We start from the raw sequence: 14,349 nt of genomic DNA, 5'->3' as shown, positions 1-14,349 counted from the left end.
TCTGCGGCGGGGGTGCCGCTTGAACAGGCTAGGCCCGCCGCGCGCAGCGGGGCTTTACCGAGGGTCTTTTCTTTCGCGGTTCATCACTGCATCGCGTGAGCCAGGACACTGCGGCGATAGGTGCTTGGCGGCACCACCCCGTTGGCGATGAAGAACCGTGAAAAGCTGGCCGGTGTGGAAAAGCCGAGGTCGAGCCCGATATCGGCGACCGTCTCCTTGCCCAGGGCCAATCTCTCGATCGCCCGCTCCATGCGCAGGGCGTTGAAGTAGATGTTCGGCGGCAAACCGATCTGCTCACGAAACAGCTTGAAGAAGTGAGGCCTGGAAAGACCGGCGGCACGGGAAAGGCGGGCGAGGTCGATCGGCTCGCCCAGGCACTCGTCGAGCAGACGCAGGGCCCTGCGGATGCGAAAGTCGCGCAACGAGCGCTCCTGCCCAATGAACTGGGACCCCTCCGCCGTCCACTGCCATGTCTGGTCGAAACAGGCCTGGGTCAGGGCACTCAGGCGATCCTCGAACCCGCCATCGGTTCCACCATGCGCGCCGAGCAGGTGCCCGGTGTCGCACACAAGGCGTGCCAGACGATCCGAGACCTCAACGCCGACGCGGCCGAAGCGAAGTATTTCCGACGCCTGGCGGCTGGCGTGAACGAACCAGCCCGGACGGATGTAGAGCACCAGCACCAGGACGTTGTCGCGCGTCGTCAGCGGTCGGTAGAAGTGGGGCTGCCACGGGCTGATGGCCACCGCTCGGCCGGGTGACAAAGGGAACGGGCGACCGTCCACGACTAGTTCCGCCGGGGGGCCCAGAAGGTGAAAGATCAGATGTCCTTCCCGATGGGCGTGTGGCGCCATGGCCTTGTCCATCACGTAGAGACAGGCGCGACCAAACACGCCGTGCGCAACAGCGTGAGCAACACTCACAACGCTCCTCCCTGATGAACGGGCGTTTTTTCTTGGTGTCGTGTCCGTTTTTTCTTTTGGACCTTATCGCAGCCCGCCCGGCTGGCAACGGACGATTCGACGCGGCACAGAGACACCGGCGAGGACGCCGCCTGTGCCGCCGAACAGAGGGTCTGGGCAGGCATGGGGCCGGGCATCACCATGCGGCCTCCAGGATTTGCTGGCAGTCGCCCGGGGTCAGAAGGCGCGGGTTGGCCAGCGCCGCGGGCGTATTGGCCGCCTGCTCCGCGACGCCAGCGAAGTGACGGGGATCCGTTGCGGTTTCGCGCAGGGCGGCGGGGAGCCCAAGCGCGCGGGCGAAGGCGGTGACCTGGATGTCGAGGCCCCCTGACGACACGCTCTCGCCGAGGGTCTGGGACAGGGCGCCGTATCGCTCGCCGACGGCGCGGGCGTTGAAGCCGACGAAAGCCGCCAGGACGGGAGTATGCAATTCCCCCGGCAGGGCCCGTTCAGCCAGTGCGTCCTCCAGCGGGTGGGCGAGGGCGTCGACACCGCCCACGGCCTTCTCCAGTGCGAGGCCCGCGGTCAGTGCGCCGGCGAGAGTCTCGCGCCGCGCCTCCGCTTGACCAGGCCGCTCCACGACGATTGGCAGCCAGCGCGCGAGGCGACGGATCGCGTCCAGCGCCAGCGCGTCCGCAGGCGGATTGTAGCTCGGGCTGGCATAGGCCTCGATGGCATGGACAAGGAGCTCCATGCCGGCTGCGGCGAGCCGGCGCGGTGGGGCATGGGCCAGGGTCGTCGGGTCGGCGATGACCCGGTGGGGGCGGGGGCACAGCAAGGGTTCGCCGTCGCGCAGCCGTACATGCCTGCCGAGCCCAAGGTCGAACAGGCCGACGGGGATCGCGATGACGGAGCAATCCGTTCCGCGCCTCTGGGCAGCTGCCGAAGCGAGGCGGGCACGGCCGATCGCCCCTGCTCCGCCTATGGCGATGATGGTCGAGGACTCGGCGCGGTCGAGTGCGACGAGCACCTGGCCAGCGTCGCTGCGTCGCGGTGCGCCGCCGGCAATCTGCAGCGATGCGAGCCGTGTGCGCGGCAGGGCATCAACGACGCGCGCCAGGGCTTCCGCCGCTCCCGGCTCGGAGTCGATGACCACCAGAGCCTTGCCCAATCGAGAGGCTTCTTCCGGCAGTGCGTCATCAATGGCGCCGTCCGCGAACAGCGTTGGCGCAAGGTACCCGATCAACGTCATCGAGGTCGCCCCGTCGGTCCTCGCTGCCCGTGGGCAGACGCATGAAGAGCCGATGAAGTGGGGCCGGCATGACGCCGGCCCCTGCCTTGACGGAGGCGTTTCAGCCGCCGGCGCGCAACCGGGCGCAGTCGACGACGTTGCGGGAAGGCAGTCCGATCGCCCGGTACTGCTCGGCGGTCATGCCGAGAGTCTGGGTCACGTTGTCCGTCCTGCCGACCATCTTGTTCGTCAGGTTGCCATCGGTGCCTTCGACCACCTCATTGATGAAGACGGTGCCGGTGGCCTGGCGGTTCTCGTTGAGGGTGATCCGGCCGATCGGGCTGTCCAGCTGGATCTTGTTCAGCGCCTCCTTGAAGCGCGCCTGGCTGTTGCTGAGGTCACCACCGACCGCTTCCAGACCCCGGATCGCGGCGAGGGTTGCGATATAGTAGCCGAGGCCGAAGAGCGAGGGCGTCGGGAAACGCTGGTTGGCCGGGAAGCTGTCCTGATAGAGCTTCACATAGGCCTGCCAGGCGGCGTCGGGATTGTCGACGGCGAAGGGCCCGGAGGTCGGCGTGCCCCGCAGCACGTCCTTCGCGCGGCCGCGGGCGGTCAGCACCGTCTGGTCGGCCATGATGGTGCCGCCGATGAGGCGCGTGCGCTCGCCTGCCTGCTGATACTGGTTGAGGAAGTTGATGGCATCGGTGCCGCCGAGACCGAGATAGATCGCGTCGACGTTGTCGGGAAGCTGGGCGATGATGGCGCCGAAATCAGCCTGGCCGAGCGGATGCCAGAAGCGCTGGACGATGTCACCGCCGGCCCTGCAGAAGTCGATCGCAAAGCCCATGAAGTTGGTGTAGCCGAACGAATAGTCGCCCGCGATGCTCACCACGCGGCGCCAGTTCTTCTGCCGGACCACGTAGCTGCCGAGGCCGAAACCCCACTGGGCGCCGTCCAGGTTGAAGCGGTAGAAATTCGGTGCCGGGTCGACCCAGGTCGTCTCAAGCGCGCCGGAAATGCCGTTGATCACGACATTGCCCGGGATCGTCTTGGCGAAGTCGCGCATCGCGATGCCCTCGGAGCCGGAGAGTGGCCCGATGATGATGTCGACCTTATCCTGCTCGATGAGCTTGCGCGCCATGCGGACGGTGGTGTCTGGCCTGGTATCTGTCGGCGCGACGACGGTCTCGATACGCCGACCGCCAACCGTGCTGTTGATCTGCTTCAGTGCCAGTTCGACGTTGCGGACACCATCTGCGCCACCGGCGGCGAAGGCGCCTTCCAGCGCGACCAGGATGCCGATCCTGATGGGTGGATTGCCCTGTGCCATGGCAGAGCCTGGCAATAACATGGCAAAGGCCGAGAAGGCGGCGAGCATTATCTTGCGCATTGGTCATCCTCCCGTTTTTGACGTCTCGTCTCGTCTGCGAGTTGCCCCTCAGCCGGCGATGTCTTTGGCAAAGTGCTGATTGATCGATGTCTTCTCCGGACGAGCGATCCACGCTGTCACGCTTGCCAGAAAAGCTGCGGCGATTGTCATCGTCGGCCCATACCCAAGCGTCTTCTTTTCGAGCCAAGGCACGGGGCACAAAGCTCCTCGACTCCAGTTCAGCAGTAACCCAGCGAGGGTTTGCAGTGGGGTCTTCGGGGCGAAAAGTGTAGGGGGGAATGACCTGAGACCCTCTTCTCCCCGGCCTGAGGGAGAGTGCTGGGTTTCGCTGAAGCGCTACCCGATCCTAGACCAGCCTGAGCTGGAATTTTGCGGGGTTAAGGCTCGCGCCGGCGGGGGCGTCGGAAAGCCTTTGATCAGCGCAATCACGGGCTGTTAGCGAGCGTATTTTCCGCCCAAGGCCAGCTGGATATTGCGGCCGGTTCGTTCGATGTGATCGCGCAGCATCTGCACGGCCTGATCGGCTCGCCGTTCGATCATGGCTTCCGCTATAGCCGCATGCTCGGCAGGCACGTCACGATCGGGCGTATGGTTCTTCAGGAAGATGCGACGATACCGATCGCTCTGATCGTGGAGCGTCTCGCAGAAGCTCTGGAGGATCGGCATCCGGCATGGGGCGATGAGTTCGGCGTGGAATGCGCGATGGCAGCGCTCCCACTCTTCCCGTGCGCTATCTCCACCTTCGATCCGCTTGACGCGGTTCAATTGGTGGAGCGCTGCGAGGATACGGCCTTCCCAAGCAGCATCGCCATGGATCATGGCCTCCTTTGCTGCCATGGCCTCAAGGTCGCAGCGCAGACGAATGACTTCCGTGAGATTGTCGGCAGAGACCGGCGTGACCCGGTAGCCGCGCTGATCCTCGGCGACCACAAGCCCTTCGCTCTCAAGTCTGCACAAGGCCTCGCGAAGCGGGCTCAGACTGACCTGGTAGGCCTCCCGGACGCGATCAAGGACGAGCTTTGACCCCGGCTCGAATTCTCCGCGCAGGATTGCCCCTCTCAGCCTCGCGGAAAGGGTTGTCGTCAACGTTGCGCTGGAGGGCAGGGGGCCGCTGCGGTGGCTCATGAGGCGTGATGTGGTTCGGCGATCGCTTCGAAGCCGTAGAGCCTTGCCGGGTTATCGACAAGGACCTGTTGTTGCTGGGCGACCTCGGGGAGCCACATCGGAATGAGGTCGACCAGGTCACCGTCGTCCGGCATCGCGACGGGACAGATCGGATGCGGCCAATTGCTCCCCCAGATGATCCGGTCAGGCCGGTGTGTAGCGACTTTGTGGATCAGGGGGAGCATGTCGCGGTGGGGGTAGGGCTCGGCCGACAGACGATAAAGGCTTGCGAGCTTCACCCAGCACCGGTCGGTGTCGAGCAATCGCAGGACGGCCTGGAACGGCGCTGAGCCCGTGCCCTCCAGGGCGGTGATCCGCGCAAGGTGATCGAGGACGAAGTCCGCCCTGCAGGCGACAAGCTCATTCTCGACGTCCAGAAGTTCGGCGGCGCGATGGAAATGCAGGACGAGGTGCCAGCCAAACTCGTCGGCCTCTGCCGCAAGCCGCGGCAGATGGTCGAACGATGCACCTCCTGCGACGACCGTCGACATCCGGCATCCTCGTATGCCCGAGACATGCATGTTCTCGCGCTCGGCAAAGGAGAGGCCCGACGGAATAACGGCAACACCGCGCAGACGGACCGGGTCGCGTCCGAGGGCGTCGAGGGTGGCGCGATTGTCGGTACCGTGTGCTCCCCCGTGCACGATGACGGCCCGATCGATGCCGAGAACGGCGTGGAGGGCGTTCAGGTCTTCGAAGGTGCAGTCCTCGGGGGTGTAGCTCCGCTCCGTGCTGAACGGGAAACGATCCGAGGGGCCGAAGACATGCACATGGGTGTCACAGGCACCCCGGGGCATGCGGTAGCGCGGCTCGCGGGGCGATCGGTCTGGGCCCGCACAAACAGGCGCCGCCTTGCCCCCTGCTGTCTGAGCCAATGTCGCCTCCATCCTTCGACCAGCCGGCATTGACCGACCTCATCAGGTGTGTCCTTATAAATCATCGATGATCGTAGTAAAATCGATTTTAGGGAGGTTAGTGATGTTGGCTCGGTGGTGCGCGATGGGTCTCGCGCTTCTCGGACTGGCCGTGTCCCACACCCCGTTGGCAGCGTTTCCAGAACGCGCAGTGCGGATCGTTGTGCCGTTCCCAGCAGGTGGGTCCAACGACGTGATTGCCCGCATTCTCGGTCAGCGGCTGTCCGAGGTCTGGAGCCAGCCTGTCGTCATCGAGAACAGGGGAGGGGCCGGGGGCAATATTGGCGCGGAGGTCGTCGCAAAGGCCGATCCTGATGGATATACCCTGCTGCTTTCGGCGCCCGGGCCTCTGGCGATCAACACCTCGCTGTTCAAGCAGATGAGCTTCGATCCGGCGAAGGATTTTGCGCCCGTGTCGCTCATCGCCTCTGTGCCCATCGTTCTTGCCGTTCACCCCCAAGTTCGCGCCAATTCGGTCGCCGAGCTCATCGTGCTTGCGAGAGCCGAGCCGGGAAAGCTGCATTTCGGGTCTTCTGGCGCCGGATCAACCAACCATCTGGCGGGGGAACTCTTCAAGGCGCGCGCCAGCATCAACATTGTCCACGTCCCCTATCGTGGCGCTGCCCCCGCCATGAATGATCTCGTTGCAGGCCACATCCCGTTCATGTTCGACAACATGCCGGCGGTTCGCCCCCAGGTCGAAGGCGGCAAGGTGCGCGCCCTTGCCGTCGCAGGTGCAACCCGCTCATCGCTCTATCCCGAACTGCCTACGATGGCCGAGGCAGGTGTTGCGGGTTTCGAGGCAAGTGCCTGGTTTGGCCTCGTCGCACCCGCTGGCACGCCTCCCGCCATCATGAAGGTCCTCGTCGAGACGACAGAGCGTCTCCTGAAGGAACCCGCGATGGTCGCGAAGTTCGCCGAACTCGGCGCAGAACCCGGGTCCTTGGCTGGCCCCGCCTTCGCCACCTACCTGCGATCCGAGGCCGACAAGTGGTCAGCCATCGCCAAGACCGCGGGTCTCAATCCGCAGTGAAGCCAGCGCTGCAGAAACGCAACCGAACGAGATCGTCCCATGTCGGAACCAGGCAAGTCCTTGCCCACGCTCAGCGAACTCAAGAAGCGATACGAGGACATGATTGGCTTCACGCCTCCACGGATCGCCAAGCGGCTTGAGCTTGGGATGAATGTCGACCCGGCGCTCGTGACAGCACTCGAGGACTGGCGAATTGCGGCCCTGACCCCTGACGCTCTCGACCAGAAGACGGTCCAGCTGATGGCCTTTGCCATCCTGCTCACTCAGACGTCGGAAGCTGCCACCAATCACGCAAAGGCGGCCATCAAGGCGGGCGCCAGCCTCGACGAACTTCACGCTGCCGCGGGCGTCGCTGCACTGTTTCGCGGCGTCGCGGCCTTCAATCTTGCCGGTGAGGTCCTGACGGGCCTCTTCCCGGACCACGCAACAACCTTTGAGAAGCCCTGAGCCACCGTCATGCTGTCCGATGCCGATCGCCGCAAAGCCGCAGATATCCTGCTCGAAGCCGAGCGCATCCGCACGCCTGCGCTCCAGCTCACCAAGACCATGCCTGATATCGAGATCGAGGATTCCTACGCCATTTCCTCGCTCGTGACAGAGCGGAAGATCGCTGACGGTGCCCGCCTCATCGGCCACAAGATCGGCCTCACATCCAAGGCCATGCAGGCTTCCTCGCAGATCGACGAGCCTGACTATGGGCACCTCCTGGATACGATGCTCCTGAATGATGGAGCGAAGGTCCCGTTCGAGAACTACTGCGTGCCGCGGGTCGAGCCGGAACTCACCTTCATCCTGAAGGAGCCCCTCAAAGGGCCGGGGATCGGCCTCGTCGATGTTCTGCGGGCGACGGAGTGGGTGGTGCCCTCCATCGAGATCATCGATGCGCGTGTTCAGAACCCTCGCAAGATCCAGGACACCGTGGCCGATAACGGCGCAGCCGCAGGGATCGTCCTCGGTGGGCGCCCCGTTCGGCCGGACGCCGTGGATCTGCGCTGGGTGGGTGCCATCTTCTACCGGAATTCCGAGATCGAGGAGACGGGCCTGGCGGCTGGTGTCCTTGGCCATCCCGCCATGGCGATCGCATGGCTCGCCAACAAGGTCGGGCGATTCGGGACGGTGCTCGAGCCCGGCCATCTGATGCTGTCGGGATCATTCACCCGGCCGGTCTGGGCGGCGAAAGGTGATACGCTGCACGCTGATTTCGGTCCGCTTGGCAGCGTCTCCGTTCAGTTTGTCTAGCTTTAGTGAGCAGCACAAAACGGCCAGCCGCCATCAGCGGGTCCCTTGCAGGTATTCTTTGAGGGGATCAAACCTGAGGATGCCGTATCGTTCGCTGCCTTGACCGGTTACCAGCTATGTCCCGTCGGGCCGCTCGAAGCGGACGTTGGGGATGTCGGCAATGGGCCCAAGAGGCGAATGCGATGCAGAGTCAGCTTGGCGCCGCCATTGCCGTCGTTTGCTTCTAGCCCAAGAGCTGACGTTCGACCTTCCCCACCACCACGAGCCAGAACGAACTTCAAGCTGGATTAGCTCAGAGGGGCAACGTCACCGCCACTAGCTTTCTGAAATGACAAAGGCCCCGCCGTTCGGCGAGGCCCATTGATGAGAATGTCACGTTATGGGTGGATGGCGCCACGCTAACCCGGCTTTTGGTGCCAAGTTATGCGTCGCTCCACAGCTCCACCCCTGTAGAGGCAAGCAATTCTTGTCACCAAAAACCGGGGTTTTGGGCCGATTCTCGAAGCAAATGGTGGCGCACCGCAGGCATAACCTGTCACTGGCGGTCGGCTCGCTTCACTTAGCGTGGGGCAGAATCCACCCATAACCTGGCGCCAGGCCATGCCATCGATTGCCCCAAAAGCGCAAAACGCCCGCGAGGTACGCGGGCGTTTTGGGAGAGACACAACGAGCTGCGGCTTCATGTTTAGCATCGGCGATAGATCGTGGCGAAGACAGTCGCGGGATCAAAGGCCGGAGCGACAGCTCGCTGCTCGAGGTCCTTTTTGACGCTCAGGAAATGTTGGCCCCGTTCCGCGGCGAGGTTGTGCAGCGTGACAAAAGTCTGGGCGAAGGCTTCGACCGCTTCGGTTGGGACAACGTCGATGGTTCCGCGGTGCACCGGATGCCGCGCCGGGATCGTGGGAACGATCCCATTCTCGATGAGTGCGTTGGCCACGCGATCGCTGAGCGAGAGCAACTGGATAAACTCGCGCTTGGTGAAACCAGGGAGAGGCTCCCCGCGGGTGAGCTTCTTCAGTGCTTCCAGTTCAACGTGGGCGCCCATGAAGCCGGGCATCACCTTCACTGCCTGAACAGGCAGTTGTCCGGACCGGATGAGATCGACGGTCTCGACGAGTTTGCAGTTCGCTCGCTTGGTGGCGGCGACCAGGTGGAACCAGCCGGGCGAGGGGATGTCGACTGCCTGGGCGCCCGAACAGATCGATGCCATGAACTCATCGGCCATCCTCCGGGCGTATCTGCGCTCGGCCTCGGCAGTCTCGAAAACCGGCTTCAGGTGGCCCCCTTCGATCAGAAGCTTGGTCTGGACCCTGGGGCAATTCAGATAGGTCTGAAGGTCTTTCGGTCCGAGCGAGTCCTTCAGGTCACAGAGGGACTGGTGGAGTGCCGAAACGTCAATCGAAGGGGCGACGCCGACCTCTGCGCGCTCGGGCAGGATACCAGCACTGACGAGAACGTTCCCGAGCGTCTTGGGATGCAGCCCATAGTGCTTGGCCGCCGCCACCACCGACATGTGCTTTGGCGTCACCTTCTCACCGAGGACGATGGCGTCCGGCGGGAGCGGCAGCGCGTCGACGATAAAATCGCGGATGATTTCAACCAGTGGCGCATATGCGGGGTTGTCGGCTTCCTTTGAGAGCCAAACCCAGAAGCTGCGGCCGAAGATCGCCTGAGGGCCGGCGTTCGATGGGCCCTTGAAAGTCGCGACCAAGGAAGCGAGTTGGGCACGCAGGTTCTCAGCAGTCTCGACCGCCGTGAAACCAGCGCCTCCAGCGAGGGCCAGTTGCGCCTCCGTCAACGTGTCGAAACCCACATCGCGGCCGAACGCGATGGTCGCTCCGAACTGCTCGGAGAACTTTGCGACGGCCCAGGGCGGCATGGCGTCGGGGAACGAGGCGGTCGAGCCATTACCCGTCAGACGCTCGACAAGGTAGATCTCCAGTGGGGATGGGTTCCGATGAACCGGTTCTGCCGCCTGCGGCGCCGCCATGGCGAATACGACGTCGAGCTGCCGGACCCGGGGGAGCCGCTGCTCGGCAAGCTCGACCCCGTGTTCGACGCAGGTTCGGATCGAGGAGCAGAGCCAGGAAGCCCGACCGTACGCCGCGAAGGAAGGCCAGACGTTACCGGAGGCATTTTTGCGATCCTCCGCGGTACAGACGGGACACCAGCGGACGGTTTCGCGGAGAAGCGACGAGCGAGGCCACGTATGGCCCAGGAACACGGAATCCGTGCCGTCGGACGCCCGGCGCGGTGTACTCCACGCGAGCATCTCCACATCGCACCCGCCGATCTCGGCGATCCGCTGCAAGACCTTTGGCTCACCGGCAGTGAACTCTGCCGCTGGGAGACCAACGTCGACCAGATACTCGCCCATCGCCCGGCCCAAACGAGCAGCCAGGCGCCCCACATAGGAATAGGCTGTCTCAAAGACGCGCAGGGGGAGAAAGAGGCGGCTCATCGCCTCGCCCCCTTCTTCCTGCGGCCGCGGCTCTTCCTCGCCGGACGACATGCATCCTCTTCCGTAGCTTCGGTGCGCCGGGAAGGATCGATATCCATGAAATCCTCCGCCACGAAGGGGTTGAGGTAGGCCCCCACGTCGCGGTCTCGCGCGTAGACCTTGGCAAAGCTCTCCGGGGAAAGGGTTTTCCCGCCAGACCTCAGCTCGAGTTCGATGGCATCAATGATGAGGCTGACAGCCAGGCCGAACGTTCGACCAGCGTGCGTGATGCGCTGAGGCAGTCGATCAGCATCCACCCAGCCCTGCTCAAGGCCAGCCCTCTGACAGAAGTTGCGAAGCATCTTTCCTGTCAGGACCGAGTTGGCATCGATCGAAAGCCGCTTGGCTTCCACGTAGATGGTGCGCTCATGGAGCTGGTCGTCGCGCTCGAAGACTTCGGCCACCCTGTCGGTGCCGGTAAGGATCAGCACGACCTTGTAGGGATCCTGCACGAGGAGCTTCAGGGTATCGAGCGTCCGAGCGATGGTAACTTCACCATTGGACGTCAGTAGATGCTGAGCCTCGTCGATGTGGAAAATCATCGTCCCCGAAGCGCCCAGTCCCAGCTTCAACTGATTGAGGTACGCCTGCTCATCCATCTGACCGCGCACGATGGTATGGCCCAGGGCATGAAGCGCATCACGGGCAAGCGTCTTGACCGAGGCAGGAGACGTCGCAACGACGGAGAGCACCTTTCCCGCGAAGCGCTCCTCCGACAGAAGGCGCTTCACCGTCTTCGTCTTGCCAGCCCCAGACGGGCCGAGAGCCGCCAGCACCAGCTTGCGGGAGCCGGTGGCGTGGTTGTTCAGGGCCTGATCCAAGGCGGTCCTGGCCTTGTCATCCAGCGGTGACTGGACATGGAGGGCCCTGAGGCCCCCCACGATCTCGTTGATGTTGGGCGGCATCGGCATCGGCTCGCCGTCAAATGAAGTTGAGGTCACCGTCATCCTCCTCGGTGCTGGGCTGGGAAACTGTCACGTCGTCCGATCCCGGGGCCGGAACATCGGGTCCTTCGGACTCGATGCGGACGGTCGTCGTCAGCGGAGCGGGAGCCGGGTTGGCATCAGACGGCGTGTCATCGTGGCCCGTGGGCGGCTTCACCGGGGTCTTCGGGGCCAGCGCACCGGTCTTGAAGACCTTGCCGATGGAAAGGGCGGGCATGGTTTCCACCAGCGTCGGATCCCCGGTCACACGGAACCCGCTGCCCATCTGAGCCTCGTGGAACCGGATTGCCTTTGCGGTCGGGCGTTCCTCGAGGAGCACGGCGCGGGTGCGGGACTGGTGGATGATCGCCGCCACGTCCTCCCGAGCCTTGCGGACCTGGTCGTAGTGGATCTCGATGTTTTCGCCGTAGCGGCGCCGCACCTCGGCAAGCACCTCGTTCCACTGCTCCAGCGACAGGCCGCTTGCGAGCCCCGGCACCCGCTGAGGTACGGTTACCCATCGGCCGCCGATGAGAACGGACACTTCGTCAAGGCGGTCTGTATCGAGACAGACCTCGACCTTGCAGCGATCATGCTTGCTGAAGTGATCGCCGAGTTCCTCGGAGTTGTAGTCAATGTTCGCCACGCGAACGCCGGTGGCCCCGAGCGTCCGCGTCAGGCGGCGGCCGAGCGCGAGCCGGCGCTGGTCGTAAGACGGCGGGGCAGGAACCCCGTACTTGTCGGCGAGCCGCTGAAATTCCTGGGCGGGGGTTCGCCCCCCAAGGCCCTCGTGAGGAGTGTGATGGTACTCGTCAGCGATCCAGCGAAAGATGACACGCAGTATCTCCTCTACAGAGAGGCTGGCGAGCTCCTTTGACTTGTACTCATCGCGCTCACTGGCCTTCGAAAAGGTCTTGCCAGGGAGACGGCCGATCAGGTCAACATGGATCCGGCGAAACCACCGTTCGATCGTTCCACGCAGTCGAGGGATACCCGCAATCGCGTACTGGATTTCCGTCCCGAGGCCAGTGACGGCCTCCTGGAACTCGTAAGACAGGAACTGACTGCCGTTATCGACGACAACCTTCTCGACCCCGCATGCAAAGTCCCATTCGGCAGCGCATCCGAACGAGTTGGCGAGAGACGTCTTGTCCTGGCCGATCAGCGAGAAGGCGCGGAGCGCCGCCTCAGTTGTTGGCGACGGGGACAGGTGGATGCCGAGAATGACCCGGCTGGCCACATCGATGAAGACTGTCAGGGAGTACCTGGCGACGAGCGCCTTCTCGCGCTGCTCTGCGTTGAGATGACGCCACAGGTCGTGCCTGACCAGCAGGGCAAACGCATGGATTTTCCACTCGTCGCCCTCCACCCGCTCGCCAATCCGTTCGACCATTTTGCCGGCACCGACGGACGCAAACTTCTTGTCGGCAGCCTCCTTGCCCTCGCGGTAGAAGGTGACCTCGTAGGCATCGAACTCGTCGATCAGCTGCGAAAGGTAGGTTCTCGATGGGACCGGCAGCGCCTCCTCGCCGTTCTGGAGCCGCACCTCGTTGATATCCCTGATCTCGTCCTTCAGCAGGACGTAGACCGCCTTCTTCGAGGGCTTCTTCGGGTCGAGGTACAGAGCCGCGATCTTGCGGGCGGCTGCATGCGCAATGGGGTGAACGCGCATCCGCCGGTTGCCGCGGGCGGGGAACCGCGGACAGAGCGCGGATGCGTTTCGTCCCCCGGCCTCGTACATGTTCACGAGGCGCAGCAAAGTCCGCGCCGAACAAGCTTTAGCGGAAACCTCGACATCCCCAGACTTCTTGGGGTCATCGACCGACATCAATGGGACATCAAGGTCGAGCTGCCGGATCTTGAGGTTTCCAAGGTGCGCCTTAAGGCTAGCGTCGTCTTCGGATGCCGCAATAGCCGTCTGAAGACCGTCTTTGCTGCGGTTCCAGTTTCCCAGTTCCTCGCCATGCAAGAAGTGCAGGACGCGGGCCAGCCGCACTAGAGCCGGAATCGTCCTGGCTGAATCGTTCGAGATTCCCAAATCGGTGACGATCTGATTCAAGCTTCCTGCTGGGCGGAGGCCAGCAGGGATGGCAGCTTCGCTTTCGTTTGATCTTCGTCGCAGGGTTTTGGCCGCGGTCGCCGAAGGGCTGTCGCATCGTGCCGCGGGCGAGCGTTTTGCCGTGAGCGCGGCGAGCATCAGCCGCTGGCGCGCTTTGGAGCGCGAGCAAGGCGACGCCCGGCCCAAGGCCATGGGTGGGGATCAGAGATCTCATCGCGTCGACGCCCACAAGGAGGCGATACTCGCGGCTCTCGGCCCGGAGCGTGACCGTACGATCGATGAAGTGCGTGCCATCCTGCGTGACGAAAAGGGCCTGGTGTTCGGCTTCGGCGCGATCCAGCGCTTCTTCAAACGCCACGCCGTCACGCGCAAAAAAAGACGGCGCACGCCACGGAGCAAAACCGCCCGGACATCCTGAGGCAACGCGAGGCCTGGTTCGAGGGCCAACTCGACCTCGATCCGGAGCGCCTCGTCTTCATCGACGAGACCTGGGCCTCCACCAACATGGCTCGTCGGCACGGTCGCTGCCGGCGCGGTGAGCGGCTTCGGATCGGCGTTCCTCATGGCCACTGGAAGACAACGACCTTCATGGGCGCGCTGACCCTTCGCGGCTTCATCGCGCCCTGGGTGCTCGACGGGCCAATCAACCGCGACGCCTTCGAGACTTATGTCGCCAGGATCCTCGTGCCGGAGCTGAGGCCAGGCGACATCGTCGTCATGGACAACCTGTCGAGCCACAAGGGCCCGCGCGTACGAGAGATGATCGAGGCCGCCGGCGCCGAGCTCAAATACCTCCCGCCCTACAGCCCCGACTTCAATCCAATCGAAAACGCCTTCGCCAAACTCAAGGCGCTGCTCAGAAAGGCCGCCGAGCGAACCGTGGACGGGCTATGGGCCGCGATCGGCCGCCTCATCGACCACTTCCAGCCCGCCGAATGCCGGAACTACTTCAACGCAGCAGGGTACGATGCAGCCTGATCGAATGGCGCTCTAG

At 63.8% G+C, this 14,349-nt stretch carries 13 protein-coding genes; 4 read left to right on the top strand and 9 right to left on the bottom strand.

Annotated features, from left to right (window positions below; all coding sequences use genetic code 11):
* Positions 1-83: 83 nt before the first annotated feature.
* The 6 genes from O9344_RS01130 to O9344_RS01105 form a co-directional block, all read right to left on the bottom strand.
* On the bottom strand, positions 84-854 hold the full coding sequence (locus O9344_RS01130; protein ID WP_298472405.1) for an AraC family transcriptional regulator: 771 nt from the start codon (positions 852-854) through the stop codon (positions 84-86).
* 244 nt (positions 855-1,098) lie between these two features.
* Positions 1,099-2,154 carry an iron-containing alcohol dehydrogenase gene (locus O9344_RS01125; RefSeq protein WP_298471843.1) on the bottom strand — a complete coding sequence of 352 codons (1,056 nt, stop codon included), beginning with the start codon at positions 2,152-2,154 and terminating at the stop codon, positions 1,099-1,101.
* A 100-nt stretch (positions 2,155-2,254) separates the two neighbouring features.
* On the bottom strand, positions 2,255-3,523 hold the full coding sequence (locus O9344_RS01120; protein ID WP_298471840.1) for an ABC transporter substrate-binding protein: 1,269 nt from the start codon (positions 3,521-3,523) through the stop codon (positions 2,255-2,257).
* A 48-nt stretch (positions 3,524-3,571) separates the two neighbouring features.
* On the bottom strand, positions 3,572-3,715 hold the full coding sequence (locus O9344_RS01115; protein ID WP_298471838.1) for a hypothetical protein: 144 nt from the start codon (positions 3,713-3,715) through the stop codon (positions 3,572-3,574).
* 243 nt (positions 3,716-3,958) lie between these two features.
* Positions 3,959-4,648, bottom strand: coding sequence for an FCD domain-containing protein (locus O9344_RS01110; protein ID WP_298471835.1), 690 nt, complete (start codon positions 4,646-4,648; stop codon positions 3,959-3,961).
* Positions 4,645-5,457 carry an amidohydrolase family protein gene (locus O9344_RS01105; RefSeq protein ID WP_298471832.1) on the bottom strand — a complete coding sequence of 271 codons (813 nt, stop codon included), beginning with the start codon at positions 5,455-5,457 and terminating at the stop codon, positions 4,645-4,647. The genes O9344_RS01110 and O9344_RS01105 overlap by 4 nt, the downstream gene beginning before the upstream one ends.
* A 229-nt stretch (positions 5,458-5,686) precedes the next feature.
* Here O9344_RS01105 and O9344_RS01100 point away from each other — a divergent pair, with 229 nt between their 5' ends.
* From O9344_RS01100 to hpaH, 3 genes are read left to right on the top strand one after another with little or no spacing between them, the layout of a single operon-like run.
* The gene (locus O9344_RS01100; RefSeq protein WP_298471829.1) at positions 5,687-6,634 is read left to right on the top strand and encodes a tripartite tricarboxylate transporter substrate binding protein; all 948 of its coding nucleotides are present in this window, start codon (positions 5,687-5,689) and stop codon (positions 6,632-6,634) included.
* A gap of 39 nt (positions 6,635-6,673) precedes the next feature.
* Positions 6,674-7,081 carry a carboxymuconolactone decarboxylase family protein gene (locus O9344_RS01095; protein WP_298471826.1) on the top strand — a complete coding sequence of 136 codons (408 nt, stop codon included), beginning with the start codon at positions 6,674-6,676 and terminating at the stop codon, positions 7,079-7,081.
* A 9-nt stretch (positions 7,082-7,090) separates the two neighbouring features.
* Positions 7,091-7,873, top strand: a complete 783-nt coding sequence (hpaH, locus tag O9344_RS01090; protein ID WP_298471824.1) for a 2-oxo-hept-4-ene-1,7-dioate hydratase — start codon at positions 7,091-7,093, stop codon at positions 7,871-7,873.
* A gap of 685 nt (positions 7,874-8,558) precedes the next feature.
* On the opposite strand, the gene O9344_RS01085 is transcribed toward hpaH, so the two are convergent.
* From O9344_RS01085 to O9344_RS01075, 3 genes are read right to left on the bottom strand one after another with little or no spacing between them, the layout of a single operon-like run.
* Positions 8,559-10,385, bottom strand: a complete 1,827-nt coding sequence (locus O9344_RS01085) for a TniQ family protein (RefSeq protein ID WP_298471821.1) — start codon at positions 10,383-10,385, stop codon at positions 8,559-8,561.
* Positions 10,331-11,320: an ATP-binding protein gene (locus O9344_RS01080; RefSeq protein WP_298471819.1), complete on the bottom strand. Its 990-nt coding sequence runs from the start codon at positions 11,318-11,320 to the stop codon at positions 10,331-10,333. The genes O9344_RS01085 and O9344_RS01080 overlap by 55 nt, the downstream gene beginning before the upstream one ends.
* Positions 11,295-13,355: a Mu transposase C-terminal domain-containing protein gene (locus tag O9344_RS01075; RefSeq protein ID WP_298471815.1), complete on the bottom strand. Its 2,061-nt coding sequence runs from the start codon at positions 13,353-13,355 to the stop codon at positions 11,295-11,297. The genes O9344_RS01080 and O9344_RS01075 overlap by 26 nt, the downstream gene beginning before the upstream one ends.
* Positions 13,356-13,383: 28 nt before the next feature.
* On the opposite strand from O9344_RS01075, the gene O9344_RS01070 reads away from it, so the two are divergent.
* Positions 13,384-14,333, top strand: a protein-coding gene (locus O9344_RS01070) for an IS630 family transposase (protein ID WP_298471812.1) whose coding sequence is annotated in 2 segments (ribosomal slippage) — positions 13,384-13,735 and positions 13,735-14,333 — 951 coding nt in all. Because the reading frame shifts where the segments join, the coding sequence is not laid out codon by codon here.
* Positions 14,334-14,349 lie beyond the last annotated feature (16 nt).

This window comes from Phreatobacter sp. (assembly GCF_027532945.1).
Taxonomy (GTDB): domain Bacteria; phylum Pseudomonadota; class Alphaproteobacteria; order Rhizobiales; family Phreatobacteraceae; genus Phreatobacter.
Note: the sequence above shows the minus strand (reverse complement) of the source record. Positions and strands in the feature narration are given on the sequence as shown.